Source organism: Helicobacter sp. 11S02596-1 (assembly GCF_002272825.1).
In the GTDB taxonomy this organism is placed as follows: Bacteria; Campylobacterota; Campylobacteria; order Campylobacterales; family Helicobacteraceae; genus Helicobacter_J.
This window is the reverse complement of sequence record NZ_MLAM01000001.1, coordinates 269,811-296,748: the sequence shown is the minus strand read 5'-3', so window position 1 is coordinate 296,748 and position 26,938 is coordinate 269,811. Positions and strand designations below refer to the sequence as shown.

The following is a 26,938-nucleotide window of genomic DNA, read 5'->3' as shown; positions in this document are numbered from 1 at the left end:
TTCCAGCAAAATATCCAATAAGCGTTCTTGTAATGCATCCATTTTCTTATCCTCCTTATTATGATAAAGGCAACATTGTATCCAAAGAATGATTTAGCAATCTTTATAAAACACCGCGTTGTAGCGGGCGTCTGCAAAACGGATTTTTATTATGTTTATAAAATTATGGGAGCAGTCTGGTTGCTTGGTTTGAAATATTTCTAAATTTTAGCGGGGAGAATCCTTGGCAAATCGGTGCTGATTTCTGTGATAAAATACAACATTTTAATCACCCAAAAAGATAAATAGAAAGCAAAATAGAGGGCAAAATGAAAATCACAATTTTTGGTGGCGGGGCGTGGGGGAGAGCGCTGGCATTCGCTTTTGGACAAAAAAATGACGTGTGTATCGTTTCTCGGCGCGATACTTCAGCGTTATTGGCATCTTGTAATGACATCTTGAAGCAAAATGCACGCCCCCCTATCAGGCAAACCAGCCTTAAAGAGGGGCTTGATAGCGAACTTTTTGTTATCGCCATCAGTGTGCAGGCACTCAAGGGTTGGTTTGCAAGCGCGCATTTAAATCAAAACGCAAAAATCCTCATCGCTTCTAAAGGCATAGAAGAGGGCACGGGAGCTTTTGTGAGCGAGATTGCAAAAGATTTTGTTTCTGAAGAAAATCTGTGTTTTCTCGCTGGCCCGAGCTTCGCTAAAGAAGTCAGCTCAGGCTTGCCTACCGCATTGGCTATCCATTCGCGCAATGTGGGGCTTGCAGAGGCATTTGCCAATGCAATGCCTGCTTTTATCAAGCCCTATATCAAAGACGATGTTGTTGGTGGAGAGATCGCTGGGGCGTATAAAAATGTCATCGCCATAGCTGGGGGAATTTGCGATGGGTTGGGTCTAGGGCAAAATGCCAAAGCGTCGCTTCTTGCACGTGGGCTTGTGGAAATGTGTCGTTTTGGGGAATATTTTGGAGCAAAAAAGCAGACATTTTTAGGGCTTTCGGGGGCAGGGGATTTGTTTTTGACCGCAAGTTCTTTGCTCTCAAGAAACTACCGCGTGGGCTTGGGATTGGCACAAAATAAGTCTTTGGAAGCTATTTTAAATGAACTCGGTGAAGTCGCTGAAGGTATCAAAACCTCCAAAGCCATCACCCAAATCGCCCAGAGAGAGGGGATTTATACGCCCATTGCCACAGAGGTTCAAGACATTATTCAGGGCAAAAGCCCTTTAGAAAGTATGCAGGCATTGATGAAACGATGAGTAAAATATAAATAAAAATTTAACAAAGGAATTTTAATGGGTGCAAATCAGCATAGTTTTTCAGATATTTTGTTGCAACTACAAACGTTTTGGAAAGATCAGGGTTGTCTTATCGTCCAGCCTTATGACATCCCAGCGGGTGCGGGGACATTTCACCCAGCTACATTGCTAAAAAGCCTCGATAGCAAGCCCTGGAGTGCTGCGTATGTTGCCCCCTCACGTCGCCCCACTGATGGGAGATATGGCGAAAATCCCAATCGTTTGGGGAGTTACTACCAGTTTCAAGTCCTCATCAAACCCAGCCCGGATAATATCCAAGAGCTTTATCTCCAAAGTCTCCAAGCTCTAGGGCTTAATACCCAAGAACACGATATCCGTTTTGTCGAAGACAATTGGGAATCGCCGACTTTGGGGGCTTGGGGGCTTGGCTGGGAGGTTTGGCTTGATGGGATGGAAGTGACGCAATTTACTTATTTCCAGCAAGTCGGCGGGATTGCCTGCGATCCTGTCGCTGTCGAAATCACCTATGGCGTGGAACGTTTGGCGATGTATATTCAGGGTGTAACGTCTATTTTTGATATTTTGTGGGCAAAAAAGCCTAATGGCGAAAGTGTCCGATACGCTGATGTGCATTTGGAAGCGGAGTATGAATTTAGCAAATACCATTTTGAAATCGCTGATACGAAGATGATTTTTGAGATGTTTGAAAAATCCCAAGAGGAGGCTAAGCGGTGTTTGGACGCTGGTTTGCCACTGCCAGCGTATGATTTTGCGATGTTAAGTTCGCATTTTTTTAATATACTTGATGCACGCAAAGCGATCTCTGTAGCGCAACGGCAAAATCAAATACTTCAAATCCGAGAAATCGCCAAAGGCTGTGCTACGCTGTATAAGGAGCAAGAAAGCCAACGAGAAGACAGGCTCAATGCCCGAGAAATTTGAAAAAATATTTGCAAAAAGCCTAGCAGAAAAAAATATCGAAAAATATGAGAAAAGATGATGCATAATGTTTCTGAAATTTATGAATTTTTAAATAGTATTTCGCCCTTTGAACTCCAAGAAAAATGGGATAATAGCGGGCTTAATCTGGGGGATAAAAACCAAATTTGCCAAGAAATTTATGTGTGTTTGGAAGCCACAGCACAAATCGCTGATACCATCGCACCCCAAAGCCTCATCATCACACATCACCCGTTATTTTTTAAGCCCATAAAAACCTTTTATTATGATGATTATCCTGCCAATATTGCCAAAATATTGATTGAGAAAAATTGTTCGCTCATTGCGCTGCATACGAATTTTGACACCACACATCTCAATGCGTATTTTGCAAAAGATGTGCTGGGTTTTGTCGGGCTAAAAGCTGATGGGATAGCGCTTAGTGGCGCTATTGAAGCGATAGATTTTAGGCTTTTGGTAGAAAATATCAAACAAAAACTAGCCATCCCCTCTCATAACCCCATCAAATGCGTTCAAAGTAGCGATAAAATCGACTTTGTCTCTGTGGTCTGTGGTGCGGGGGCTTCGCATTTGTATGAAAACCCATTGGGTAAAAATGCCTGCTTGATAACCGGGGATATCAAATATCACGATGGGATGATCGCAAAGTCGCGCGACATCAGTCTCATCGACGTTGGGCATTACCAAAGTGAAAGATTTTTTAGTCAAATTATGGAATCTATTTTGAAAACTAAGGGTTATCAGGCTATAATAAAAGATTCTAAAAATCCATTCGCATATCTATAAGGATAAAAAATGAATAAACACCTCCAACAACTCATTGCAATATCAAATCTTGATAAAGAGATTGACAGCTTAGAGCCACAAATTGAGCAAAAAAGGAGCGAGCTTGATAAGGCGATCCGTTCTAAAGAGGCAAAGCAAGCCGAATCGCTTGATCTTGAAGAAGACAAAAAAGACATCAAACTCCAGATTGCAAGAAATGAACAAGTCTTAGCTGATGTGAGCGCTAAGCTTGAAAATATCTATAAAAAAATCTCTGAAGTTCGATCTGAACGAGAACTCAAAGCCTTGAATGTCGAAGAAGAAATCGCAAAAGAACAATCTATGCAAGCTAATCAAGAAATCCAGAGGCTTGAAACGGCACTCCAGCACAAAACAGAACTCCAAAGTTCGATCAAAACCGCGATCGCTGAGCTTGAAAGCACTATTTCTGGGCTAGAGGAAAAAGTCAGCAAAGACATCGAAGTCATCAAAGACCAACAACACAAAATCTTTGCCAAAAAGCAAAAACTCATCATAACGATGGATCAAAAGCTTATTAGTTTTTATGAAAAAGTCAGGAAATGGGCGAAAAATGCTAGCGTTGTCCCTGTGAGGAAGCAAGCCTGCGGGGGGTGCTTTATCAGGATCAATGACCGCGTGTATGCCGAAATCATTCAAAGCAATGACATCATCACCTGCCCGCATTGTGGCAGAATCCTTTACATTGAGGAAGCGGTTAAAGCGGTTTGATGTTTGCAGTGGTATATTATTTAGCATTTTTATTCCTTTATATTATTTCTGTTCCATTATTATTTTTCACTCTTTTTCGATCCAAACACAAGCGCTCGATCCCGGCGCGATTTTTTCTCAAAAATTTTTCTCTGCATTCTTGCCCGCATTTTTGGTTTCACGCCTGTTCTTATGGTGAGATAAAATCGCTTGAACCCATCATCAAAGCCATCATCAAGCAAGCCCCGCAAAGACCGATTTTGCTGACTCTTATCACACAGACGGGCTTCGAGCTTGCAAGTAAAACCTATCACGACTATCCCCATATTGAAATCAAATTTTTACCTTTTGAGATTTTTATCCCATTTTGGGCAAAAAAACTCCAATCCCTCCAAACGCTTGTAGTTACCGAAGCGGAGCTGTGGTTTTTGCTTTTTAAGACTGCCAAAAATGTTGGTGCAAAAACGTTGCTGATTAATTCCCGTATCTCATCACGTTCTTGGGGTCGTTATAAGAAATTTGCTTGGTTTTATAAAAAGATTTTTGGGCAAATCGATGAGGTGCTTGCCCAGCAAAATGCTGATGAAAAGAGATTGCAAAGTCTGGGGGCGAAAAATATCGAAGTATTTGGCAATCTAAAAATCCTCTGCAAGCCGACAAAAACTACCGATTATCAAAAGCCACAGCACACCCTTATCCTCGCAGCAAGCACGCATTATGGCGAGGAGGCATTGATTTTAGAAGCATTTTTGAATCTCAAAAAATCCCTGCCAGATTGTGCGCTACTCATCGCCCCCAGACACCCCGAACGTTTCAATGAAGTCGAAAGAATCATCAAAAAAATGCTCCCCTCACCCTATACCTACGAGGTTTTTTCCCAAGTCGGATTTTCTCAAAACGGCGATGTGCTCCTTGTTGATACCTTAGGCGAACTCAATAATCTTTATGCCATCGCAGATGTGGTTATTTTGGGCGGGTCTTTTGCCAAAGTTGGCGGGCATAATCCCCTCGAGCCGGCATTTTTTGGGACCAAGCTCATCACTGGACCGCATATTTTTAATCAAAATGCTTTGTTTGAAGCCGTCGAGGGGTATGTGATGGTCGATGAAAACACGCTCAAAGATACGCTTTTAGATTTCACATCTTTGCCCCACGCCTTGATAAAAGATCAAGAAAACAAGCTTAGTGCTCTCATTGCCAAAATCACGGAGGAATCGAATGGATAAAGCCTATAAGCTCCTAAGCCTCCAAGAAAAAATTTCGCATAAAAAAGCCAAATCCCTCATCGATGATGGGCGTATCAGCGTTAATGGCAAAAAAATCACCATCGCAAGGGCGGAGTTGGCTAAAAATTCTATTTTTGACATCGCACCTATTACCAAACCCCAAATCATCTTTGAAGATGAAAATATTCTTGCTATTAATAAACCGCCCTTTGTGGAGAGTTATGCCCTTGCGAAGATGTTTGCGCCGTGGGTTTTACTCCACCGCCTCGATAAAGAAACCAGCGGGGTGATCTTGCTCGTGATTGAAAACAGCCCCTTTCATATCCAAGCCAAAATGGCATTCAAAAAACAAGCGGTGTATAAAGAATATCAAGCTATCACCGATGGGATCATCGCAGAGGCTTGCGAGATCAACAAGCCTATTCTTACGTTCAAAGGCACGCACGCTAAAAGCAAGATTTCTAAAGATGGCTTGAATGCAACAACATTGATTAAGCCCTTAAAAATCATCGGCAAAAAAACCTTGCTTGAAATCATCATCAAAACCGGGCGCACCCATCAAATCCGCGTCCATCTCCAAAGTATCGGTCATCCCATCGTAGGCGATAGCCTCTATGGGGGTTCAAATGCGAAGCGCTTGATGTTGCACGCCCATAAAATCGCTTTGCTAGGGTATGAATTTATCGCCAAAGCCAGCGATGATTTTCTTTAGTGTGGGGGCAGATTTGCACGCCATTGACAAGCTACTTTATAAGCTCCCTGTTTTTATTCCGACTAGACATCACGATATGCATATTGTCTTATTTGAAATCCTTGCAAATATCGTTGAACACGCTGTGTGCAATCTATCAAAAGATGATATTTTTGCAGGCAGGGCAAAAAGAAGCCCGCAAAAAATCCAGCTCGCATTCTCCCATCAAAAGAAGCGTCTTGAGATTATTATCTCTTATGAGCCTTGCTATCAAACAAAAAATTTGCAGACCAAACAACCGCAGGTAAAGCAACCACAAAACTTTTTTGGTGGCAATGGCAAAAAAATAATAAAATATCTTTGTGAAAGCCATTCTTATGGGCGTATAGGGAAGATAGCTTATGAAAAAATATCTCTGGTAGGGTGATGATGACACTTAGCATTTCAGAAACCGAACAAAATCAAATGTTTATCCGATTCAGCGGAAAACTCAAGACTTATGAGGATTTTTTAGAATTTAGAGAAAAAATGCAGCCGGCTATCACGGAGCTTGCCAAAAAGACTGACAAAACCCTTTTTTTGTTTTTTGTGGATGTTTATCCTATCAATTCCTATACAATTGGCTACCTCTTGAAACTCAAGGAAAATGATTCTATTGATGTCAAAATCGCCACCAATGATGTAAAATTGCTCCAATTGTTTAAGACGCTCGAACTCATCGATAAATTTGAAGTCTGTATCAAAAGCGAATAAGGATTCAAAATGTATAGCCAGTGGAATCAAATCTATAGCGCATTCAACCCCGTTGCCTTTGAGATCTTTGGGATCTCGGTGCATTGGTATGGCATTGCGTATGTGCTTTCTTTGTTGGTTGCCCTTTATATGGCAAAACGTGTGATAAAAAAAGACCCCAAACGCTTCCCTATCAGTAACAAAAACCTTGAAAGTTATTTTATTTGGGTTGAAATCGGTGTGATTTTGGGTGCGAGGATAGGCTATATCGCCATCTATGATCCCCATAGTTTGTATTATTTTACCCATCCGTGGCAGATTTTTAATCCATTTGACGCACAGGGTGATTTTGTGGGTATCCGAGGGATGAGCTATCACGGGGCATTGGTAGGCTTTTTGGTCGCTTCGATCCTTTTTGCTTACAAAAAACACCAAAACTTTTTGCTTTATATGGATTTGGTTGCCATCAGTGTGCCATTGGGCTATGTTTTTGGGCGAATCGGCAATTTTTTAAATCAAGAACTTTATGGGCGTCCTGTCCCAGCAGATGCGGTGTGGGGGCAGAAAATTGGCATTCTTGTTGGTGGGGTTTTGCGATACCCTAGCCAGTTGATTGAGGCATTTTTGGAGGGAATCGTTGTGTTTATCATCGTGATGATTGCCAAAAAAATGCTAAAAACTCAAGGGATGCTTATCGTCGTGTATGGGATTTCTTATGCATTTATGCGCTTTGTCGCAGAATTTTGGCGAGAGAGCGACCCGCAAATGGGTCATTATATATTTGGCTTGAGTATGGGGCAAATCCTAAGCGTTGTGATGATGGGCGTGTCTTTGGGTTTGTTGTTTTATATCAAAAAACAAAAAGGTCAAAAAAATGTCTAATCAGCCTCGAGAAGGACAACTCAAAGCGTGGGTATTTTTGGTTATCGCTATTGCCGCAGAAGTGATCGCAACCTTATCGCTCAAAGCGTTTTCGCCGCTGGTGGGCTATGTGATGATGGGAGTTTTTATCATCCTTTCGTATTATTTTATGGGACTTTGTGTGCGCACGATTCCCATAGGCACGGCTTATGCGATGTGGGAGGTGCTGGGATTGGTCTTGATTGTGGGTTTTGGGATCGTAGTGTTTGATGAAGTGCCAAATTTTTATCAAAAACTAGGCATCGCCCTCGGCATTATCGGGATTATCCTAATCAATCTAGGCGAGAAAAAAGAATCGGAGAAAAAATGAATGCTTATTTTGCTTTTGTGATCTTGGCTGCTGTTCTTGATGTCTTGGGGAATCTGATGTTAAAAAAATCCGATGGTTTCAAGAAAAAAGCCTATGGTCTCGCTTGCATTATTTTGGTGTTGGGTGCATTTGTCTCGCTTTCATTTGCGATAAAAGAAATCCCCTTGAGTGTGGCTTACTCGGTGTGGGGCGCTATTGGCATTATTGGGACGATTTTGGGAGGTTATGTGTTTTTTGGTGAGCGCTTGAATGTGATTGGCTATATCGGCGTTGTTTTTGTGTTGGGTTCGGTTGTTTTATTGACACTATTTTGAGGGCATTTTTGCGTGCGTTACTGGGGAAATCGCAGTTGTTACCAACCCATAAATCCTATCAAAAACTATCGATTTAGAGGGAATCTCCCCTCTAACAAATTTTATAGATGTTCCCAAGAATTATTGGGCTTTAGCCGTTCTTGTTTGGTATGAAAGTCAAACGTTTTAAGGATCTAGTTCCAATCCTCAATGATTTTTGATTCCATATTAAAAAATACATCCTCAAGCTGTCTAGGAACATCTGTTCTCAGATAAGTCGCTATTTCAAGCAATTCTTCTACAGAATTGAGTTGTTCAACTTTATATTTCTGATAACTGATATTTTCTTCAATCTCTTCAATCAATGCGTAAAATTCTTCTTTTAATGTTTTTAGATTCATTTTTACCTCTTGTTTTTTATAATGATTAAACAACCTCTTGCCTGATAATAGAAATGTCTTTGAGATCCGATGGGATACACGCATTCGAGATGATTTCTTTGATATTTTGAAGCGTATAGGTTTTGTGGTTATACACGACAATAGCGATGACATCACCTTTTTTCAAAAATCTCTTCTCAGCAAAATGTGTGTAGCGTGTCGCCCCGATGGCGATGATGATTTTTGTGGGATAATTGGCCTCTTTGAGCACCGCACCCAAATCCTCCAAAACAGAAAATTCTTTTTGGGTGTTGAGCTTGGATTTTATCCAATCGATAAGTTTTTGATAAAAATAACTATAGCCGGTGAGTTCGCTATTTTCGCCATACATATGAACCTCATTATCGCAAATCAAAAAAGAAGCGATGGAATAATCATCACAGATTCCGCCAGGTGCAAACGAATCAATGGGGATTTTTTTTCCCATTGCCTTTGAGCCTTCTGAAAAGTTTTTTTTCTGTGAAAGCTTGGTGGCATTTTTGTCATTCCTCACCGAAGCGTCATTAAATGCCATAAAATATCTTGGAATCACCTGGGTTACTTTGCCATCCTCGTATTTTAGTTCGCATTCCAAGCCAACTTCTGGCTCTGCTTGGACATTGAAAGTGCTATCTTTGGGCAAAACAATGGCGTGATTATTGATACAATACCTACCCAAAGGCGTCGCACTGCTTGGGATATAAAAAGGAAAAATCCCTTTGGGAGCGTCTTTTTCTTCCCCGATAATATCGGCAAAATCGCTAGACTCCCCCGCTTGCTCTAGATGATTGGCAAAATTTCCGGCAACGCCAAACCCTAAATATTCTTTCATTATTTTTTTCCTTAAAATTTTTGATGGAAATCATACTCCAATTAAAAATAAATTTTGATAAAAAATTTCAAACTCTTGCAAACTCATCGAAGAAACGTAAAACTTAATCTATAATATACACATACAAAACAAATTTTCAAGGAGAAATAATGACAGAAAGCGAACTTTATGAATGGCTTAAAAAATATGGCATTCCAACGCCCCTGTATCGGGTTGTTGGAATGGATGAACCTATTTGTGTGGATTTCTTTCCTGCGGTGCTAAAAATCCAATCCCCCAAAATCATTCACAAAAGCGATGTGGGCGGGGTTGTGCTGAATCTTAATTCCAACGAAGAGCTTCAAATTGCCCGAGAGAAAATGAAGCAGACTATCCAAGAAATTCACAAGATTCCTCTGGATGAAAAAGATTGTTTCATAATTACACAAATGCTCAATGGAGAAGAATTATATGTGGGTTCTATTGAGGATAATACATTTGGAAATGTGATACTTTTTGGAAAAGGTGGGGTTTATCTCGAGCTTTATAAAGACATTTGTTATATTGATTCTGAAGCCAAAGAAGATGAAATATTGCGCGCATTCAAAACGACTAAAATCTCCAAACTTTTTGAGGGTTACCGCGGGAGCAAGCACGCAATAAGCGAGGTGGTTGCGCTCATCAAAAAGGTCCAAAACCTCATCAAAGACAATCCTGATATCAAAGAGCTTGACATCAATCCTCTCAAACTCACGCAAAATGGTCTCATCGCTGTCGATGCCCGTATCAAAAAAGCGCCCTCTAGCACCCCAAGCACCCCAACGCTCGAACGCCCGAATTTTTTGAGTAATCAACGCATTGCTATCATCGGGGCAAGCACGGATAAAACCAAAGCCGGCTATGTGGTGGCAAAAAATGCCATCGGTTTTGCAGGGGAGTTGTTTTTCATCAATCAAAAAGGGGGCGAGCTTTTGGGCAAGCCCTTGTTTAAAAGTATCGAAGAAATAGAGGGCGACATCGATACGGCGGTGCTGGCTATCCCGGCAAAATGTGTTATCCCTACGATCAAAGATCTGGTGAAGAAAAACTTGAAAAATCTCATCGTCATCACAGCGGGTTTCAAAGAAAGTGGCAGGGAAGCAGAGGAGCAAGAGATTGGCAAGCTTGCTAAAGAACACCATTTCAATGTGCTAGGGCCAAATTGTCTGGGGTATTTTAACGACGCTTTGAAGCTTAATCTCACCTTTGGGACAGGCAATCTTAAAAGCGGGGATTTGGCGTTTATCTCACAATCGGGTGCGGTGCTTGCTGGTTTGATGGATACTGCCAATACGCTTGGAATCGGCTTTTCACATATCTTTAGCACCGGTAATGCGATCGATTTGGAAAGTTCGGATTTGATTGCAATGCTCCAAGATGACCCCCATTGCAAAAGCATTTCGCTCTATCTGGAGGGGATCAGCAAGGGCAAGGCGCTATTAGAGGCTATCCGCAATTGCCAAAAGCCTATTTTTCTTTTCAAATCAGGCAAGAGTGAGGAAGCTGCCAAAGCAGCGTTTTCGCATACGGGCAATCTGAGCGGGAATTATGAAATGTTTGCGGGGTTGATGGAGAGTTTGGGTGTGAATGTGCTTGATAATATCGAGGCACTCATTTTGAAACCATCATTTAAAAACAGCGATAAAATCGCTATCATCACCAATGCGGGGGGTCCTGGCACGGTGCTAACCGATGCGATTGTCTCTAAGGGCAAAGCGCTCTATACACTCACCCCAAGTGATTTGGACGCTCTCAATGCTGTTTTGCCCCAACACTGGTCGCACAACAACCCTATCGACATCATCGGGGATGCCCTCGCTGATCGCTACAAAATCACACTTGATATTATCGATACATTTGAGGGGATTGGTTTTATCTATATGCTTATCACCCCCCAAGATATGACCGACCCGCTCGGTAGCGTGCAAATCCTCAAGCAAAATGCCTACAAACACAAAGTTGTCCCGATTCTCATTGGCGGGGAGATGGTCGAGGAAGCCAAAGCATTTTGCAGAAAAAACAATATCTTGTTTTGTTCGAGTATCACCGAAGCCACGTCGTTTTTATGAAGTCTTCATTATGCCTACTCGATTCAGTTTTGAAAAACTGAATCTGAAGACCGCTACGCAGAGCAAAGCTCTGCTTCGCTCCTAAAGTAACCATCTCATATTCAAGCAAGCTTGAATATTGGAGATAGATTTCTAAGGTTTTCATTATTTTTTAATCGATTCAGTTTTTGCAAACTGAATCTGAAGACCGCTCCCACCGATTAAATCGGTGTTCGCTCCTAAAGAACAGGGTTATTCCCAGCTACCGCTGGTCATCAACCCGTTTTATAAGGTTTTCAATTTTAAACCACTTTCAAACCAAGCAATCTACGCCCTGTCATCTGGAATTACTAAGGGGGCGTGACGGGGGTAGGGGTTTTAAAGGGGCTTAGGGGGGCGGTCTTCGCAATTCTAAGCCCCCCTAGTCCCTTTCTAGCTGGTATAAGAAAAAATTACTAGCGATATTACTATGGAAAAACCAAACTTTCATTATTTTTACTCGATTCAGTTTTGAAAAACTGAATCTGAAGACCGCTACGCAGAGCAAAGCTCTGCTTCGCTCCTAAAGTAATCATCTCATATTCAAGCAAGCTTGAATATTGGAGATAAGTTTTATAGGTTTTTATTTTGCTTGCTCGGTTGGCTCTGCCAACCTGAAGACCCGCTCATTATGTTTTACTCGATTCGGGTTAAAGCCCGAATCTGAAGACCATTCCGCAAGACACTTAATCTTGCTCTATTCCTAAATTATTCTAACCCCCGCCTGATTTATTTCACGCTAACGCTTCTCATCAACCCCGCTCCAATGCAATCTAACGCATTTTTTATCATACCAAGCAATATATCCAAGCCTTTACATCAAGTTTTTACATCAAGCCTTTTGCCATCGCAATAAAAACGCACTCCCTTTGCCTATTTCGCTTTGGCATTTTATCTCGATACCATAATGTTTGCATAGCTCGCCAACAAGCGAAAGACCGATACCAAACCCCCCTTGAGATGGGTTACATCGGGCATAGCGTTCAAAAATTTTATGCACTTCTGCTTCGCTCATACCGCACCCGCTATCTTGGATACTCAGGCAGTGCGGTTCTAGCCTGATGGTGATTTCCCCGCCTTTTTTGTTGTATTTGACCGCATTACTCAAGAGATTATCGATAATACAGCCGACACCATCTTTGTTTGCCTCGATAGTAGCGGGATGCAAAAAGGTCTGGATTTTTAGGTTTTTGTGTGCAAACAAAGGTGTAAAAAACTCAAGCCGTTGTTCAAGAATCTCTTGGATATTGATAGGGTTTTTTTGCCCAGTATTTGGCGAAAAGCTATGCAAAACCAAATTTTGATAGATACTCGCGATGGTTTTAGCAGCGATATGGATACGATTGATTTTTTTGAAGTCATCACCAGGAATGTTTTGCGGATTTAGCCTTTCAATACTCATCAAAATAACGCTTACAGGCGTATTGATTTCGTGTGTGGTATCTTTGATAAAGCGATCAAGAAAGGTTATTTTGTCTTGGAGTGGTTTGAGCGAGAGTTTGAGTAAAAAATAAGCGATAAGTCCCACCCCTAAAAGACAGAGCAATAAAAATCCGGCTGTTTTGACTCGGAGTCCCCAAATCTCAGGGGTGATGGCATCCCCTTTCATCACGATTTTATAGCCAAAAGATGGCGGGATGGGAGAGATTTTTTTGTGGTGTTTGTGGTGCTTGAATGAGCCAAAATCAATCACAATATAGCCTTTGGAGACATAAATCCCATTTTTTTTGAGCTTTTTTGATGGCTTTGGCAGGTCTAAATGATTGTATAAGACATTGCCTTGTTTATCGCTAATCATAAAATCCGTGTTGAGGTTTAGGGTTTTGATTTCTTCTAAGGTGGCGGTATCGAATTTGCCGTATTTATCGATGACTCGGTTGATGGCTACGAAGTCTTCGCGCAAGTCGTTGGCTTTTTCGTGGATAATCAAGCCATAGCCCCTGTCATAATAAAGCCCAAAAAGTATGCTCAAAAAAATCGCCGTCGTCAAAAGATAGAGTGCGAGAATCTTGATAATAACGGATTTTTCTTCAGTGTTTGACATAGCAGTAACCATTTCCTCTCTGATTGATGATCTTGTCTTTCCCAATTAGTGCGCGTAGGTTTTTGATATACACACGCAAGCTCATCTCGCTAGGCTCTTGGTGAAAATCCCACAATCTTTCAAAGATTTCTTGCTGGGAGATGAATTGATTGGGTTTTTGTAGCAAGATACTCAAAAGCTCGATTTCTTTTTTGGGCAAAAAAACCAATTCTTCATCGCGATAAATGGTTTTGCTCACCAAATCAAACCGCACCCCATTGCCAAAATCTTCAAAATCCTTGTTGGTGTGAGCAAAATTTCTTTTCAAAAGTGTCTGGATACGTAACAAAAGCTCGGCAAGCTCAAAAGGTTTGCGGATATAATCATCACAGCCACTTTGGTAGCCAAGCTCGAGATCTTTGAGTTTGGCAAGCGATGTGATAAAGATTGCTGGGGCGAGTTTGCCCGCTTCTCGAAGTGTCTTTAACGCCTCAAAACCATCCCCTTGTGGCACCATCACATCAAAAAGATAAAGATCAAAGTGATTTTCATACCCCATATCGAGTGCTTCAGTGGCATTTTCACAATGCCAAACCTCAAAATGATGTTCGCTCAAAAATTCCAAAAGGATTTCAGAAAGTAACACATCATCTTCTAATAAAAGGATTTTATAAGCCATTTCAAACCCCATTGAAGTTCATTTCTGGTTTCATTTGGGTTATAATACCTCAAAAATTCAAGAAGTGAAATGATGCGAATCGGTATTGTGAATTATGATATGGGGAATCTTGCGAGCGTGCAGAATGCCTTTGAAACTATTGGTATAAAGACTCAGATCCAAACAGATCCATCGAAGTTGTTAGAATGCGATAAGCTCATTTTGCCCGGTGTGGGGGCATTTGGCGATGCGATGAAAAACCTTGAAAGCACGGGGATGAAAGAAGCCGTGCTGGCATTTGCCCAAAGTGGGCGGTATATCCTTGGGATTTGTCTGGGGATGCAACTGCTTTTTGACAAAAGCGAGGAATTTGGCGAACACAAGGGGTTAGGGCTGATTGCTGGGGAAGTGGTGAGGTTTCAAACCCCCCATCTCAAAGTCCCCCATATGGGCTGGAATCAATGCCATTTCTCTGAAAATGCTAGCGAACACCCTTTGTTAAAAAATATCCAAAATCAAACTTATCTTTATTTTGTCCATAGCTATCACGCCCGTTGTGATGACGCACGCACGATCCTTGCGAGCTGTGTTTATGAGGATACTTTCCCAGCGATTGTGGCGAAAAACAATATATTGGGTATCCAACCTCACCCTGAAAAATCCCATAATGAGGGGCTAAAAATCCTAAAAAATTTTGCCAATCTTTAAAAAATAGTGAAAAATATAGTTTTTATGGGAGAATTTTGCAAGGATAACGCACCGGATTTTGCTAGATTTTGCTCCATCAAAAAACAATTTCTTGGCTTTATCGAAAAATAATATTTTACTTTTTGTGGATTTTGCGGGGTTTTTGGTTTATTTTTAAAAAAATAAATTTGGTTGTGTTGTATATTGTCTGAAAAATAAAAATATATTTAAAGTATTTCAATATTTTTCAGGTTCAGTTTGCAAAAATTGAATTGAGTCCAACATAATAAAAACCTTAGAAAACGGGTTGATGACCAGCGAAGCTGGGAATAAATCGGGTGGGCGGGTAAAATAACTTTAGGAGCGAAGCAAGATTTTACATCTTGCGCAGTGGTCTTCAGGTTTGTGAAACAAACCGAGTAAAACATAATGAAAACCTTAGAAACCTATCTCGAACGCACAGCCTCTGGCTGGGTGTGAGATGGTTACTTTAGGAATGGAAAGAGGCTTTGCCTCTTGGAATGGTCTTCAGATTCGGGCTTTAACCCGAATCGAGTAAAACATAATGAACCAAAACCTTTGGAAAATAAATTATTTTAAAAATAAAAATTCCCTCGCTTCTTCCCTGTCATACGGCTCTAAAGCCAGTTCCTTTTCCCCGATACGCACGCGGTAGCTTTGATTTTTTTGACTTTTGCCATAACCGAGCACAATCCGCCCAGCTAGCACTTTGTCCGCATCGCTGGCTTGAGATTCTACCAAGCCAACAGGGCCATTGCATTCAAGCAACTCGATTTTATCCATCAAGGGGTGTGGCGCAGCGATTTTGTGATTTTCATCTTCATTTCTTGCTATCACGCACCTTGCGCCATCTTTTAGCACGAGATAACGCCCGACTTTTACCATCGCACTATCTTCAATCACCATTTTTCGATGACTGCTTAAGTCTTTGAGTTTCAAACTCACGCTTGTATCGGTGAGCAAACAGCCCCCACCAGGGTTTTCATAATATTTCCAGCCAAAATTTTTGAGCATTTCTAGCTGGGTGCTTCTGCCCCTGCCACTGACATCTAGCAATTTTTCTCTATCCACCCAGAGGGCTTTTTCGGGAAATGTAGGCTCTAAAAGCTTCGCACTCATTGGTCTTAACACCAGCTCATCAAGATATTTGGGCTTGCTAGAATCCTCTGTGTCTCGGCTCAAGATCGTATCAAAAGCGCTATCGCTCCCGATCTCTCTAACGAGCTTCCTGACTTGATCGAGTGCTTCTCTGCGCTGGCTTTTGGGGCGTTGCCCGATGACCTCTCCACTGATGACAAAATCTGCTTTTAATTCCAAAAGCTTATAAAATGCGTTTTTAAACATATTGGCGTGGCAGTCGATACAGGGGTTGAAAAACCTACCATAGCCGTATTTTGGCTCAAAAAGCACCTCATCAAAAAACTGCTTCCTGATATCGCATACCTGAAGCTCTACGCCGACTTGGGCGGTGGCGTTTTTGAGGTATTCAAGCTTGTCGCGATTACCACCAAATCCGATGTTAAAATGCAGGGCAATGACCTCAATACCCTGATCTTTGAGTAGTTTCATACTGATCATACTATCTAGCCCGCCACTAAATAATGCCAATGCTTTTTTCATATGGGTATCAATTCTCCTTGTCTTAGTTTGATGATGGCGTTTTTGATTTTTCGGATTTGGAAGCTTCTTTCTTCAAAGCTCAGATCAACGTTTTTGCTTACATTTTCGAGGCGATTTTGATAATGCTTCAAAACCAACAATTTTAATTCATCTCTAAACCCGCCCTCGCGCAACAAAAGCCCCTCATCAATGGCGATACCAATGAGTGCGGGGTTTGCAAAATCCCCCCGACAAAGGGCGTCAAATTCTTTGGCTCTATGGCGAAATGCCCGCACATCGATATATTCGATCGCCATATCAAGTAACGCTCTATCTTCTAAAATGTATTTGATGATGAGGCTTTCAAGTTTGTCAGGCGAGTTGCTTTGCGGGAGATTCATCGCGGGGTTTTTGGGATAGATTTTTGCACTCCCTTGGTATTTTGGGGCAATGAGATTCAAAGGGATTTTTAAAATCTCTGCGACAAAATTGCGGTATTCTTCTTGGAGTATTGGGGAAAGCTCGTGCAAAAATCCCGCACTCTCTTTGAGCGCACTTTCTTTTTGAAGCGGATCGCTAAGATCGTATTTTTTGGCGATTTGGCGGAATGCAAACTCGATAAAAGGGACGGGTGAAGAAAATAGTGCCTCAAGTTCATCGGTTTTTTTTCTCACGACCATATCGGCAGGGTCAAGCCCCCCATCAAATATCACCACACCACCTGCTTTACTTTCTTTGGCAAGCAACATCGAGGCTTTGAATGCCGCGTTGATACCGGCTTTGTCCCCATCGTAGCTGAGGATAATCTTGGGATTGCCTTTGGCAAGCAATGGGAGATGGTCGCGATTGAGCGCTGTTCCGAGTGTCGCCACAGCGGTATTGAAGCCGGCTTGATGGAGCATAATGACATCCAAATACCCCTCAACAACGATGATTTGATTGTATTTATAGATATGTTCTTTGGCAAGATGGTAGCCATAAAGCAGTTTTGACTTGCTGAATTGCTTGGTTTGTGGGGAGTTGATGTATTTTGCCAACCCCTCTTTGAGCGTCCTGCCCCCAAAGCCTACGACCTTGCCATTGGGCGAATGGATGGGAAACATAATGCGTTCTGCAAACCGCGCATAAATGCGTGCATTGTCCTCGCCAAGCACGCCTAAGGCGATCAATTCTTGCTTGTCTAGCCCATTTTCTTCCACAAATCTTGCTGTCTCAAAGCTAGGACCGCAAAATCCTAATCCAAACTTTTCAATAAAGCCCAGCCCCACGCCTCTTTGCAAGAGATAATCCTTATAAGGTGGCGACTCCATCAAGCGCCTTTGATAAAATCGTGAAATTGTCTCTAAAAGCTTGGAATCATCTTTTTTGGATACGGAGTTTTTTTCGTATTCAAGGGAAAAATTAAATATATCAGCGATTTTTTCGATCGCCTCAGCGAAATTGATTTTTTCATACTCCATCACGAATGCGATCGCATCGCCACCCACCCCGCAACCATAGCAATGATAAAGCCCTTTGGTGCGATTGACAACAAAGCTGGGCGTTTTTTCATCGTGAAAGGGGCAACAGGCGACAAAATTGCTCCCAACACGCTTCAAATCAATGTATGAAGCAACCACATCAACGATGTCAATGACTTGTTTTAAGCCCTCAATCGAGGCTTGCGTGATCATTTTTTCCCTTGTATTTTTTGATTTTATTTTATCGAAAATTATTATCCTTAACTCTTAAACCAAACGGCATAATGCCAAAAATCTGAAAAGTTATGCAATATCATTATATTAATATTTAGTCTATATGACTAATATATTTTGATACATTTATCATAAGCATATTGACTTGTTTAATAAAATCCATTATAATTATGGCACTTAAATTTTTTAAGTGCTAATTTTTCAGATAAATTAAACTTGAAAACAAGGAGACAAAAATGAAGTTCAAACCACTTGGTGAAAGAATCTTGGTCGAAAGACTCGAAGAAGAAAACAAAACAAGCTCTGGGATCATCATCCCTGATAATGCAAAAGAAAAGCCATTGATGGGTGTGATAAAAGCCCTTAGCAAAAAGATTAGTGATGAGTGCAAATGCGTGAGTGAGGGCGATACCGTCGTTTTTGGAAAATACAAAGGTAGCGAAATCAAACTCGATGGCAAAGAGTATATTGTTCTTGATCTTGAAGACGTTCTAGGCGTTTTGAGTAAATAAAATAAAATAAAAACATCATATAAGGAGTAAAAAATGGCTAGTAAAGAAATCAAATTTTCAGATGCTGCAAGGAACAAACTTTTTGAAGGCGTAAAGCAACTCAGCGACGCTGTCAAAGTAACAATGGGACCTAGAGGTCGCAATGTGCTAATCCAAAAAAGCTATGGCGCCCCTGCGATCACAAAAGATGGTGTGAGTGTCGCCAAAGAAATCGAGCTTGCTGACCCTATCGCTAATATGGGCGCACAGCTTGTCAAAGAAGTAGCGAGCAAAACCGCTGATGCAGCAGGTGATGGGACAACAACAGCGACCGTTTTGGCTTATAGTATTTTCAAAGAGGGCTTGCGAAATATCACTGCAGGTGCCAATCCTATCGAAGTCAAAAGAGGGATGGATAAAGCGAGCGAGGCTATCATCGCTGAACTCAAAAAAGCAAGCAAAAAAGTCGGTGGCAAGGATGAAATCGCACAGGTTGCGACGATTTCTGCTAATTCTGATGAAAAAATTGGCGCACTCATCGCTGAAGCAATGGAAAAAGTAGGCAAAGATGGCGTGATCACCGTCGAAGAAGCGAAAGGTATCAATGACGAACTTAGCGTGGTTGAGGGTATGCAGTTTGATAGGGGTTATCTTTCGCCTTATTTTGTAACCAATCCTGAGAAAATGACCACCCAGCTTGAAAATGCCTATATCCTTTTGACAGACAAAAAAATTTCAAGTATGAAAGATATTTTACCTTTGCTTGAAGCGACAATGAAAGGTGGCAAACCATTGCTTATCATCGCTGAAGATATCGAAGGTGAGGCGCTCACAACATTGGTCGTCAATAAACTCAGAGGCGTGCTTAATGTCGCAGCGGTCAAAGCCCCTGGATTTGGCGATAGAAGAAAAGAAATGCTTAAAGACATTGCGATTTTAACAGGTGGTCAAGTGATCTCAGAAGAGCTTGGCAAAACACTTGAAAATGCTGAAATAAGCGATTTGGGGCAGGCGGCTAGGATTGTGATCGACAAAGATAACACCACTATCGTCGATGGCAAGGGCAATAGCAATGATGTCAAAGACAGGATCGCCCAGATCAAAACCCAAATTGAAGCTACAACGAGTGATTATGACAGAGAAAAACTCCAAGAAAGGCTAGCTAAGCTTAGCGGTGGGGTTGCTGTTATCAAAGTCGGTGCGGCGTCTGAAGTCGAAATGAAAGAGAAAAAAGACCGCGTTGATGACGCCCTTTCTGCGACAAAAGCAGCGGTGGAAGAGGGTATTGTCATTGGCGGGGGTGCAGCGCTCATCCGTGCAGCCCAAAAAGTCGAGCTCAAGCTTAGCGATGATGAACTTATCGGCTATGAAATCATCAAACGTGCTATCAAAGCCCCGCTGGCACAAATCGCCTCAAATGCTGGCTATGATGCGGGTGTGGTGGTAAATGAAGTGGAAAAAAACAAAGAATCTTTTGGGTTCAACGCTAGCAATGGTGAGTATGTCGATATGTTTAAAGTCGGTATCATCGATCCGCTCAAAGTCGCTAGAGTAGCACTTCAAAATGCGGTATCTGTGTCTAGCTTGTTGCTCACCACAGAAGCGACCATCAATGAGATCAAAGAAGACAAACCTGCTCCTGGTATGCCAGATATGGGCGGGATGGGAGGTATGGGGGGAATGGGCGGTATGATGTAAGCCCCGCCTTACCACCTTTGCCTTGCTATAGTCTTTTATAAAAAATTTTTCTACCCCTTTCAGACTGCCTTTTATGCGGTTTGGAGGGCTTCAAACTCTTAAACCCCATAAAAACCTTTTAGTTTTATTGCTTATTTTTCTCAAATCTGTGAGTAATCCATTGTAAAACTTTTGATTGTAAAAACTTTTTTGTCTAATTATAAAGATGTTTCTCAAATTCCCTTGAGAATGTTTTGTTATTACTTGGATTATGTTTTGGTTTTATAATCACTCAAACCAAAACAAAGGAAGTTCTATGCAAACACCCACAAACACCCACCAAAGAATCCCCGCAAAAGGCTATGCCGTACATTCAAAAGATGGCAAATTCGAGCCTTTTGCTTTCAGTCGCCACCCTGTTGGGGCAAATGACATCTTGGTCGAAATCCTTTATGCAGGCATTTGTCATAGCGATATCCATAGCGCACGCAGTGAATGGCGCGAGGGGATTTACCCGATGGTGCCAGGACACGAAATCGCTGGGCGTGTGGTGGCAATAGGCGCAGAGGTGAGTAAATTCAAGGTTGGCGATTACGCCGGTATCGGCTGTATGGTAAATTCTTGCGGGGAATGTGAGGCGTGCAAAAAGAGTCAAGAGCAATTCTGTGAAAATGGCAAAACCGTTTTTACCTACAATTGTTTGGATTATTTTCACGATAATGAACCCCATTATGGCGGATATTCTGACAATATTGTCGTGAGTGAAAATTTTGCTATCAAAGTCCCGCAAAATGCGCCATTAGAAAAGGTCGCTCCTTTGTTGTGTGCGGGAATCACGACATATGCCCCTTTAAGATTTTCAGGCGTGAAAAAAGGCACAAAGGTCGCTGTAGCCGGGTTTGGCGGTTTGGGTAGTATGGCGGTGAAATACGCTGTGGCGATGGGTGGGGATGTCGCAGTTTTTGCAAGAAATGAAAACAAAAAGCAAGCTGCCTTTACTATGGGGGCAAAAAGCTTTTACACCTCTACAGATACGCCTAAAGAAAGGTTTGATCTCATTATCTCAACCATCCCAGAATCCTATGACGTGTTAGCTTACATCAAGCTACTTGCCTATGACGGGGAGCTTGCTATCGTGGGGTTGCCACCCAGTGCTGTTGTGCCAAAGATTCCAATTTCTCAGCTTGTCTATAATGCTAATCGCAAGGTCTATGGCTCACTCATTGGCGGTATCAAGGAGACCCAAGAAATGCTTGATTTTTCATTGCAAAATAAAATCTATCCTGAAACAGAGCTTATCACCCCTCAAGACATTGATACCGCTTATGAAAATCTCACCACTGGAAAAGCCAAATTCCGCTATGTTATCGATATGAAGCGTGCAAACTGAGTATTTTTACTCAGTTTTTGTCCTAAAATTACTCAAATTTCAACTATTATGTAACTTTTTGTAAAAAATAGGGAATTTAATTTTATATTGCCTAAATAATCTTTCATCAATATTTATAAAATTCATATAATCAAAAGAAACCAAAATTAAAGGAACTTTTGATGAATAAAATAAATTCCAAGCAAACTTTTCTCATTTTGCCTCTTATTATTTTGATGATGGGTCAATTTGGCACGAGTGCGGACAATAATTTCTTAGCCATCGGGGCGCGGGCGATTATCCAAAGCCTCAATGCCAATATCTCCGATATTTCGCTAGCCAATTCGATTTATTCGTTAATTGCGGCTTCTTTTATGATTGCCGGCGGGTTGTTGGCTATCACGCTGGGGTTAAAAAATACATTCAGAATCGGCGTGATTTTGGCCGCTACTGGGGAATTTATCCTTGCATTCTCCCCAAATATCACGTTGTTTATCTGGGGCGGGCGTGTTTTGGTTGGTTTGGGGGCATCCTTGCTTATCCCGAGCGTGCTAGGGCTTATCGCAGCGATTTACCAAAAAAAAGATCGTGCCATCGCTTTTGGTTTCATCGGCACAGCCACGGGGATTGCCAAGATTTTTGGGATGGTCGCTGGTGGTTATATCATTGACTTTTTTGGCTTCCGTGTTGCTTTTGGTATTTTGGGCGTTTATTTTCTCATTTTGCTTTTTATGAGTATTTTTATCCCGGATACTTCGGGTGCGGGCAAAAAAGTGCGATTTGATTTTTTAGGGACCATCATCGCTTCGCTCGGGCTTTTTTTGTTTGTCATTGGAATCAATAAAATCTCGATTTGGGGGCTTATCGAGCCTATCAAAGCGCCATTTGAAATCTTTGGCATTTCGCCGGTTTTGTTTTGTATTGGCGCAGGTTTGGTGCTTTTGGCTATCCTTATCCCCATCGAAAAGCGTATTGAGGACAAATATGGCCAAGCTTTGTTGCCACGAAGCTTTTATCAAAACCCTGCCGTGCGCAATGGTCTTTATGGCTGTGCGATGGTATTTGGCGGGCTTGGGGCGATTATTATCTCCATCAATCCGTTTTTTATGCTCGTGGCGCATTTTAGTGCGGGGCAAACCGGTGTAGCCGTCCTCCCGACCTCCATAATGATGATTTTGTTCTCCGTAGCCATCCCGAGATTGTTCCCTAATATCAATCGACGCTTTGCTGTGCGTATGGCATATATGTCTTTTATCGTTGGATTTTTACTCATTGCTGGGGGTATGCAAGAAAATGGCGTGAATGTGGCTATTTATTTTGGTTTGGCATTTTTGGGGGCAGCGATGGGGATACTCACCTCCCAAGCTGATAGCGTGGTGGCTAATTCGCTCAATAAAAAAGATGCCGAGCAAAGCGGGGGTATCCAAGCGACGACTAGAAATATTGGCGAAGCCCTTATTATCTCGATTTTAGGGATGTTTTTGACCTTTATCCAGCCGGTGGTGTATGAAAAATCCGTCCAAAAGCTCGATGTTTCACAAACCTCCAAAGAATATGTCGCCCAAACCAAATTTGCCTTTACGAGTAATGATAAATTTGACCAAATGAACGCACAACTCCCAGAGAACGACCAGAGCATTCTTAAGGAACAATACATTCACGATCGGCTTTTGGTTTCTCGCCTCACAATGCTTTTATCAGCCCTCATATCCTTGCTCGCCCTCTTTGGCACCAGGCATATCCCCACTACCAGAACAGAAGGAGAAAAATAATGTGTACCGCTTTTAGTTTAGAAACCAAACAAGGATTTGTTAGCGCTAGGACGATGGAAAGCCCAACACCTGGGAGTTATGAACATTTTGTAACGCTGAGTTTGCCACGAGGATTTTGCGTGAGTAACGCCCAAAATATGGCTATCAAAAACAAATACGCAATGGTTGGGAGTAGCCATTATGGGCTATATGCTCTCTGTGATGGGGTGAATGAAACCGGGCTTTCTGGCAGTGTGAATCTTTTCCCTCATCTCGCTTGCTATCCCCAAACGCCCCAAAAAGAGCTTTCTTTTGCCCCGCAAGATTTGCTTCCCTACCTTTTGGGGAATGCCAAAGATTGCAAGGAAGCCAAGGCGATAGCAGAAAATGTCGAGATGGTTGCGATTGCCTTTGAGGACACTGGCAAGGTTTTGCCCCTGCATATTGCATTGTTTGATAGCAAAGGCGGGTTTTTAGTCATCGAGCCTACTGCCACAGGACTTCAAATCTATGAAAGCCCGATCCGTGTGATGACTAACGCCCCAGATTTCCCTTGGCATATCAAAAATCTTGCCAACTATGCCCACCTCAAAACAAATAACCAAAAAGATAGTATTTTCAAAGATATTTTTCCATTTGGGCAAGGGAGCGGGAGTATGGGCTTGCCGGGGGATTTTACCCCAGCATCTCGCTTTGTGCGTGCGAGCTTTTTTCTGAGCGCTTCGCCGGTATTTGAGAGTAGCGAGGAGGGCATAAGGCAGGCACTAAGAATCTTACACCAATTTGACATCCCTTTTGGCAGTGTTAGTGAAAAAATCGGCGAAGAAGAAGCCCTAGAAATCACGCAATACAGCGCAATGATGGATAATGTCGCACGCAAATATTATCTCAACTATTATCGTGAGTTTGATGTGATTTGCTTTGATTTGGAGGATTTTTTGGAGTTAGAAGAACCAAAAATCCTCAAAACGATGAGCTAAATCAGCCTTTGATTTTGCTATACACGCTTGCAAGCAGGCTACCTGAGACATTGTGCCAGACGCTAAAAATCGCTGCTGGGACCGCTGCAAGGGGGTAAATAGCAAAATGGCTCACAGCTAGCGAGGCAGCTAATCCAGAATTTTGCATCCCTACTTCAATGGAAATCGCTTTGATTTGTGCGAGGGAAAACCCCATCAATCGTGCGATAACAAATCCAGCCAGATAGCCCAATACATTATGCAACATTACCACGAGCAAAATCGTCGTAGCGCTTGTTAGCAATTTTTGGGCGTTCGCACTCACGATAGAAGTGACGATCGCCACAATGCCAATCGTAGAAATCAATGGCAAAATCTCCTCAAAACGCTTCGAAAAGTTTGGGAAAACCTTGTGAATTAGCACGCCCAAAATAATAGGGAGCAAAATGACTTCAATGATGGAGAGAAACATACCCCACGTATCTACTGCCACACTCTGATTGGCTAGCAGATAGATGAGTAGGGGCGTGATGATGGGTGCAAGCAAGGTCGTGCAACTTGTGATCGCCACAGAAAGTGCCACATCGCCCTTAGAAAGGTAGGTGATGACATTTGAAGATGTCCCTCCCGGACACGCCCCAACAAGTATCACACCGAGGGCAAGCTCGACGCTTAAGCCAAAAATCTTCACCAAAACAAATGCCAAGCAAGGCATCACGATAAATTGTGCTAACACGCCAATGAGGACGGCTTTTGGCTTCAAAAACAAGAGTTTAAAATCATTTGCCTTGATACACAGCCCCATCCCAAACATAATCACCCCGAGCAAAGGCGTGATAAACGATGGTCTGATAAATGTAAAATATTGGGGTAAAAACAACGCCAAAGCACTCAAAATCACCACGATGAGTGCCAAATATCGTCCCGAAAACACGGCACATTTTCTTAAAAACTCCACAGCGATCCCTTTGTGGATTTGTCTTGGGCTTGTTTTTTTTTGAATGCAAATAAGTCAAGACAAATCAAAACTAATTTTAAAAATGTGATTATAACAAAGACTTTGCTTGTCATCATAATAAAAATAATAAAATATTTTATTGATAAAGTATTTTTTGATGGTGTGGGTATGCAAGGGCTTGCCTCGATTTATTTTTTTCCTTGATGGTAATTTATGGGGTTTTGGTTTAAATTTGCTTTTACCCAATCGATTCAATCGTGCGTGCAGTGCGATGTGTTTTTGAATTGATTTGTAGGAGGCAAGTTTTGCCCCCAAAAAGTGGTTTTTGGATTTGGGTTTTAACCTAAATGGTGTAAAAAAACAATGGAGCAATGAAGCCCCTCTGCACGCCTCTTATTGGTGTTTTTTGATAACATCAGCACGCGGATAGACAAAGACGGTTTTTCGCTCAATGCGGATTTTCTCCGGATCATCAGTCGCAAATGCTTCGATGGTAATAGGGATAGTAAGGTCGTGGTTGGCATTATCCCCAAGAGGTGCTCTGGCTCGGAGAATTACTACTTCCCTGATTTTTGCCCCCGCAGAAAGCGGGATCTCCCCTTTAGGGCGCATAATCTCAATATCATCACGATTTTTAATCCTGAAAGCATAGCGGTGATTAACTTTGTCGGTATTTTGAAACAAAAAGACATAATCATTGTCAATGATATTTTGGCTTCGGATTTCATAGAGTTCGGTGGTGCGACTGATGTTGAGGAGCATTTGTTCCTTTTTGCCTCCCATCGCTACGAGCAGGGCAAAAACAAGTCCCAGCACGATGATGTAGCCAATGGTTTTGAATCGGAAATATCTGACTTTGGTTTTGCTCTCAAGGGCATTGGGTGAAATCCAGCCAATCAGCGAGGGTTTGCCAAGCTTACCCATCACGCTTGTGCAGGCATCGACACATTCAAGACAATTGATACATTCAAGTTGCATTCCTTTGCGAATATCGATGTGCGTAGGGCAGACACGCACGCATTTTTCGCAGTTGATACATTCAGCGTTGCTATCACGTTTTTGTGGTGGGAGAGGGATTTTTTCTCCTGCTGGGGTGTAGATAGGACCGCCACGCTTTTCATCATAAATCGCTGTGATGGTATCATCATCATAAAGCACAGATTGGATACGGGCATATGGGCACATATAAATGCAGAAATTTTCAGCGATAAATGTAATATCAAAGATCAAAAACCCCGCAATGCAGAGCCAAAATGCTAGCAATACTTTATGATCGAGCGGGGAGGCAAGATAGGCAAAAAAATCCTCTGGTGGGACAAAATAAAACAAAAATACCGCTGCAGCCATCAATGCGATGAAAGCAAACATAATAATCCCGATGATTTTTTTGACATCATTGCTGAATTGGTTGAATTTAGGCTTTTCTTGTTTGTTAGAGATTTTTTTGCGGAGTTTGAGGATTTTGGTCTCGATAAGATCACGATAAATCACACGAAATATCGTCTGTGGGCAACTCCACCCACACCAAATCCGCCCCCCTAAGGTTGTCATAAAAAACACACCCACAAATAAAATAATGAGCAAAAAAGGTAGCAAATAGAGTTGCTGGACATTATAAACAACCCCAAGGAGGTGAAATTCCATATGATCAAACGATAGCAAAAAAATATGATTGCCATTGATCGTGATAAAAGGCAGACTGATGGCAATCAATGTGATGATGGTATAGACAAAATAACGTTTTTTCCGATAAAAAATACTCCGAAGTGTGTCCATTTATCTCTCCTTATGTGGGACGCACAGGGCTTTAGCGATAATCGTGAA

General features: G+C 41.9%; 26 protein-coding genes and 1 pseudogene. 18 read left to right on the top strand and 9 right to left on the bottom strand.

Features of this window, described 5'->3' with window-relative positions; all coding sequences use genetic code 11:
* Positions 1-308: 308 nt before the first annotated feature.
* From BJI48_RS01395 to BJI48_RS01345, 11 genes are read left to right on the top strand one after another with little or no spacing between them, the layout of a single operon-like run.
* Positions 309-1,244 (top strand): NAD(P)H-dependent glycerol-3-phosphate dehydrogenase, encoded by a 936-nt coding sequence (locus BJI48_RS01395; RefSeq protein ID WP_095331055.1) that lies wholly within the window; start codon positions 309-311, stop codon positions 1,242-1,244.
* 36 nt (positions 1,245-1,280) lie between these two features.
* On the top strand, positions 1,281-2,186 hold the full coding sequence (gene glyQ, locus BJI48_RS01390) for a glycine--tRNA ligase subunit alpha (RefSeq protein ID WP_095331052.1): 906 nt from the start codon (positions 1,281-1,283) through the stop codon (positions 2,184-2,186).
* A 57-nt stretch (positions 2,187-2,243) separates the two neighbouring features.
* Positions 2,244-2,990, top strand: a complete 747-nt coding sequence (locus BJI48_RS01385) for a Nif3-like dinuclear metal center hexameric protein (protein WP_095331095.1) — start codon at positions 2,244-2,246, stop codon at positions 2,988-2,990.
* 9 nt (positions 2,991-2,999) lie between these two features.
* Positions 3,000-3,719 (top strand): zinc ribbon domain-containing protein, encoded by a 720-nt coding sequence (locus BJI48_RS01380; protein WP_095331050.1) that lies wholly within the window; start codon positions 3,000-3,002, stop codon positions 3,717-3,719.
* Entirely contained in the window at positions 3,719-4,924 is a 1,206-nt protein-coding gene (waaA, locus tag BJI48_RS01375; protein ID WP_095331048.1) for a lipid IV(A) 3-deoxy-D-manno-octulosonic acid transferase, read from the top strand. Before BJI48_RS01380 ends, waaA begins: the two co-directional genes overlap by 1 nt.
* Positions 4,917-5,636, top strand: a complete 720-nt coding sequence (locus BJI48_RS01370) for an RluA family pseudouridine synthase (protein WP_095331046.1) — start codon at positions 4,917-4,919, stop codon at positions 5,634-5,636. Before waaA ends, BJI48_RS01370 begins: the two co-directional genes overlap by 8 nt.
* Positions 5,599-6,042 carry a hypothetical protein gene (locus BJI48_RS01365; protein ID WP_143428750.1) on the top strand — a complete coding sequence of 148 codons (444 nt, stop codon included), beginning with the start codon at positions 5,599-5,601 and terminating at the stop codon, positions 6,040-6,042. The genes BJI48_RS01370 and BJI48_RS01365 overlap by 38 nt, the downstream gene beginning before the upstream one ends.
* Positions 6,042-6,368, top strand: coding sequence for a hypothetical protein (locus BJI48_RS01360; protein ID WP_143428749.1), 327 nt, complete (start codon positions 6,042-6,044; stop codon positions 6,366-6,368). The genes BJI48_RS01365 and BJI48_RS01360 overlap by 1 nt, the downstream gene beginning before the upstream one ends.
* A 9-nt stretch (positions 6,369-6,377) precedes the next feature.
* Positions 6,378-7,229 (top strand): prolipoprotein diacylglyceryl transferase, encoded by an 852-nt coding sequence (lgt, locus tag BJI48_RS01355; RefSeq protein ID WP_095331040.1) that lies wholly within the window; start codon positions 6,378-6,380, stop codon positions 7,227-7,229.
* Positions 7,222-7,578 carry a multidrug efflux SMR transporter gene (locus BJI48_RS01350; RefSeq protein WP_095331038.1) on the top strand — a complete coding sequence of 119 codons (357 nt, stop codon included), beginning with the start codon at positions 7,222-7,224 and terminating at the stop codon, positions 7,576-7,578. The genes lgt and BJI48_RS01350 overlap by 8 nt, the downstream gene beginning before the upstream one ends.
* Positions 7,575-7,892, top strand: coding sequence for a multidrug/spermidine efflux SMR transporter subunit MdtI (locus BJI48_RS01345; RefSeq protein ID WP_095331036.1), 318 nt, complete (start codon positions 7,575-7,577; stop codon positions 7,890-7,892). Before BJI48_RS01350 ends, BJI48_RS01345 begins: the two co-directional genes overlap by 4 nt.
* Positions 7,893-8,065: 173 nt before the next feature.
* Here the strand turns inward: BJI48_RS01345 and BJI48_RS01340 are convergent, their stop codons facing one another.
* Both BJI48_RS01340 and BJI48_RS01335 read right to left on the bottom strand, forming a co-directional pair.
* Positions 8,066-8,272, bottom strand: coding sequence for a hypothetical protein (locus BJI48_RS01340; RefSeq protein WP_143428748.1), 207 nt, complete (start codon positions 8,270-8,272; stop codon positions 8,066-8,068).
* A gap of 25 nt (positions 8,273-8,297) precedes the next feature.
* The gene (locus BJI48_RS01335) at positions 8,298-9,122 is read right to left on the bottom strand and encodes a DUF5718 family protein (protein ID WP_095331032.1); all 825 of its coding nucleotides are present in this window, start codon (positions 9,120-9,122) and stop codon (positions 8,298-8,300) included.
* 149 nt (positions 9,123-9,271) lie between these two features.
* Between BJI48_RS01335 and BJI48_RS01330 the strand changes: the two genes are divergently transcribed.
* Positions 9,272-11,209, top strand: coding sequence for an acetate--CoA ligase family protein (locus tag BJI48_RS01330; RefSeq protein WP_095331030.1), 1,938 nt, complete (start codon positions 9,272-9,274; stop codon positions 11,207-11,209).
* Here BJI48_RS01330 and BJI48_RS09385 read toward each other — a convergent pair.
* The 3 genes from BJI48_RS09385 to BJI48_RS01320 form a co-directional block, all read right to left on the bottom strand.
* Entirely contained in the window at positions 11,184-11,354 is a 171-nt protein-coding gene (locus BJI48_RS09385) for a hypothetical protein (RefSeq protein WP_180763007.1), read from the bottom strand. The genes BJI48_RS01330 and BJI48_RS09385 overlap by 26 nt on opposite strands.
* Positions 11,355-12,059: 705 nt before the next feature.
* The gene (locus BJI48_RS01325) at positions 12,060-13,271 is read right to left on the bottom strand and encodes a HAMP domain-containing sensor histidine kinase (protein ID WP_180763006.1); all 1,212 of its coding nucleotides are present in this window, start codon (positions 13,269-13,271) and stop codon (positions 12,060-12,062) included.
* On the bottom strand, positions 13,258-13,929 hold the full coding sequence (locus BJI48_RS01320) for a response regulator transcription factor (RefSeq protein WP_095331092.1): 672 nt from the start codon (positions 13,927-13,929) through the stop codon (positions 13,258-13,260). Before BJI48_RS01320 ends, BJI48_RS01325 begins: the two co-directional genes overlap by 14 nt.
* Positions 13,930-14,001: 72 nt before the next feature.
* Between BJI48_RS01320 and hisH the strand changes: the two genes are divergently transcribed.
* Positions 14,002-14,616, top strand: a complete 615-nt coding sequence (hisH, locus tag BJI48_RS01315; RefSeq protein WP_095331090.1) for an imidazole glycerol phosphate synthase subunit HisH — start codon at positions 14,002-14,004, stop codon at positions 14,614-14,616.
* A gap of 570 nt (positions 14,617-15,186) precedes the next feature.
* On the opposite strand, the gene BJI48_RS01310 is transcribed toward hisH, so the two are convergent.
* Both BJI48_RS01310 and dnaG read right to left on the bottom strand, forming a co-directional pair.
* Entirely contained in the window at positions 15,187-16,236 is a 1,050-nt protein-coding gene (locus BJI48_RS01310; protein ID WP_095331026.1) for an argininosuccinate synthase domain-containing protein, read from the bottom strand.
* A complete protein-coding gene (gene dnaG / locus BJI48_RS01305; protein ID WP_095331024.1) occupies positions 16,233-17,888 on the bottom strand; it encodes a DNA primase in 1,656 nt (551 codons plus the stop codon). The genes BJI48_RS01310 and dnaG overlap by 4 nt, the downstream gene beginning before the upstream one ends.
* A gap of 257 nt (positions 17,889-18,145) precedes the next feature.
* Here dnaG and groES point away from each other — a divergent pair.
* The 5 genes and pseudogenes from groES to BJI48_RS01280 form a co-directional block, all read left to right on the top strand.
* A pseudogene (gene groES, locus BJI48_RS01300) lies at positions 18,146-18,415 on the top strand (co-chaperone GroES); the annotation flags it as partial.
* A 39-nt stretch (positions 18,416-18,454) separates the two neighbouring features.
* Complete coding sequence (groL, locus tag BJI48_RS01295) at positions 18,455-20,098, top strand: chaperonin GroEL (protein ID WP_095331020.1); 1,644 nt, start codon at positions 18,455-18,457, stop codon at positions 20,096-20,098.
* Between the two features lie 295 nt (positions 20,099-20,393).
* Positions 20,394-21,467 carry an NAD(P)-dependent alcohol dehydrogenase gene (locus tag BJI48_RS01290; RefSeq protein ID WP_219350118.1) on the top strand — a complete coding sequence of 358 codons (1,074 nt, stop codon included), beginning with the start codon at positions 20,394-20,396 and terminating at the stop codon, positions 21,465-21,467.
* 161 nt (positions 21,468-21,628) lie between these two features.
* Positions 21,629-23,218: an MFS transporter gene (locus BJI48_RS01285; protein ID WP_095331016.1), complete on the top strand. Its 1,590-nt coding sequence runs from the start codon at positions 21,629-21,631 to the stop codon at positions 23,216-23,218.
* Complete coding sequence (locus BJI48_RS01280) at positions 23,218-24,177, top strand: linear amide C-N hydrolase (RefSeq protein WP_095331014.1); 960 nt, start codon at positions 23,218-23,220, stop codon at positions 24,175-24,177. The genes BJI48_RS01285 and BJI48_RS01280 overlap by 1 nt, the downstream gene beginning before the upstream one ends.
* A gap of 1 nt (position 24,178) precedes the next feature.
* Here BJI48_RS01280 and BJI48_RS01275 read toward each other — a convergent pair whose 3' ends face one another.
* Entirely contained in the window at positions 24,179-25,114 is a 936-nt protein-coding gene (locus tag BJI48_RS01275; protein WP_095331012.1) for a bile acid:sodium symporter family protein, read from the bottom strand.
* 393 nt (positions 25,115-25,507) lie between these two features.
* Complete coding sequence (gene ccoG, locus BJI48_RS01265; RefSeq protein WP_095331008.1) at positions 25,508-26,890, bottom strand: cytochrome c oxidase accessory protein CcoG; 1,383 nt, start codon at positions 26,888-26,890, stop codon at positions 25,508-25,510.
* Positions 26,891-26,938: the final 48 nt, after the last annotated feature.

Bases quoted from the DNA above. Each gene is read 5' to 3' on its own strand.
- BJI48_RS01395 (WP_095331055.1), top strand. From the start codon at position 309: ATGAAAATCACAATTTTTGGTGGCGGGGCGTGGGGGAGAGCGCTGGCA.
- glyQ (WP_095331052.1), top strand. From the start codon at position 1,281: ATGGGTGCAAATCAGCATAGTTTTTCAGATATTTTGTTGCAACTACAA.
- BJI48_RS01385 (WP_095331095.1), top strand. From the start codon at position 2,244: ATGCATAATGTTTCTGAAATTTATGAATTTTTAAATAGTATTTCGCCC.
- BJI48_RS01380 (WP_095331050.1), top strand. From the start codon at position 3,000: ATGAATAAACACCTCCAACAACTCATTGCAATATCAAATCTTGATAAA.
- waaA (WP_095331048.1), top strand. From the start codon at position 3,719: ATGTTTGCAGTGGTATATTATTTAGCATTTTTATTCCTTTATATTATT.
- BJI48_RS01370 (WP_095331046.1), top strand. From the start codon at position 4,917: ATGGATAAAGCCTATAAGCTCCTAAGCCTCCAAGAAAAAATTTCGCAT.
- BJI48_RS01365 (WP_143428750.1), top strand. From the start codon at position 5,599: ATGAATTTATCGCCAAAGCCAGCGATGATTTTCTTTAGTGTGGGGGCA.
- BJI48_RS01360 (WP_143428749.1), top strand. From the start codon at position 6,042: ATGATGACACTTAGCATTTCAGAAACCGAACAAAATCAAATGTTTATC.
- lgt (WP_095331040.1), top strand. From the start codon at position 6,378: ATGTATAGCCAGTGGAATCAAATCTATAGCGCATTCAACCCCGTTGCC.
- BJI48_RS01350 (WP_095331038.1), top strand. From the start codon at position 7,222: ATGTCTAATCAGCCTCGAGAAGGACAACTCAAAGCGTGGGTATTTTTG.
- BJI48_RS01345 (WP_095331036.1), top strand. From the start codon at position 7,575: ATGAATGCTTATTTTGCTTTTGTGATCTTGGCTGCTGTTCTTGATGTC.
- BJI48_RS01340 (WP_143428748.1), bottom strand. From the start codon at position 8,272: ATGAATCTAAAAACATTAAAAGAAGAATTTTACGCATTGATTGAAGAG.
- BJI48_RS01335 (WP_095331032.1), bottom strand. From the start codon at position 9,122: ATGAAAGAATATTTAGGGTTTGGCGTTGCCGGAAATTTTGCCAATCAT.
- BJI48_RS01330 (WP_095331030.1), top strand. From the start codon at position 9,272: ATGACAGAAAGCGAACTTTATGAATGGCTTAAAAAATATGGCATTCCA.
- BJI48_RS09385 (WP_180763007.1), bottom strand. From the start codon at position 11,354: ATGAAAACCTTAGAAATCTATCTCCAATATTCAAGCTTGCTTGAATAT.
- BJI48_RS01325 (WP_180763006.1), bottom strand. From the start codon at position 13,271: ATGTCAAACACTGAAGAAAAATCCGTTATTATCAAGATTCTCGCACTC.
- BJI48_RS01320 (WP_095331092.1), bottom strand. From the start codon at position 13,929: ATGGCTTATAAAATCCTTTTATTAGAAGATGATGTGTTACTTTCTGAA.
- hisH (WP_095331090.1), top strand. From the start codon at position 14,002: ATGCGAATCGGTATTGTGAATTATGATATGGGGAATCTTGCGAGCGTG.
- BJI48_RS01310 (WP_095331026.1), bottom strand. From the start codon at position 16,236: ATGAAAAAAGCATTGGCATTATTTAGTGGCGGGCTAGATAGTATGATC.
- dnaG (WP_095331024.1), bottom strand. From the start codon at position 17,888: ATGATCACGCAAGCCTCGATTGAGGGCTTAAAACAAGTCATTGACATC.
- groL (WP_095331020.1), top strand. From the start codon at position 18,455: ATGGCTAGTAAAGAAATCAAATTTTCAGATGCTGCAAGGAACAAACTT.
- BJI48_RS01290 (WP_219350118.1), top strand. From the start codon at position 20,394: ATGCAAACACCCACAAACACCCACCAAAGAATCCCCGCAAAAGGCTAT.
- BJI48_RS01285 (WP_095331016.1), top strand. From the start codon at position 21,629: ATGAATAAAATAAATTCCAAGCAAACTTTTCTCATTTTGCCTCTTATT.
- BJI48_RS01280 (WP_095331014.1), top strand. From the start codon at position 23,218: ATGTGTACCGCTTTTAGTTTAGAAACCAAACAAGGATTTGTTAGCGCT.
- ccoG (WP_095331008.1), bottom strand. From the start codon at position 26,890: ATGGACACACTTCGGAGTATTTTTTATCGGAAAAAACGTTATTTTGTC.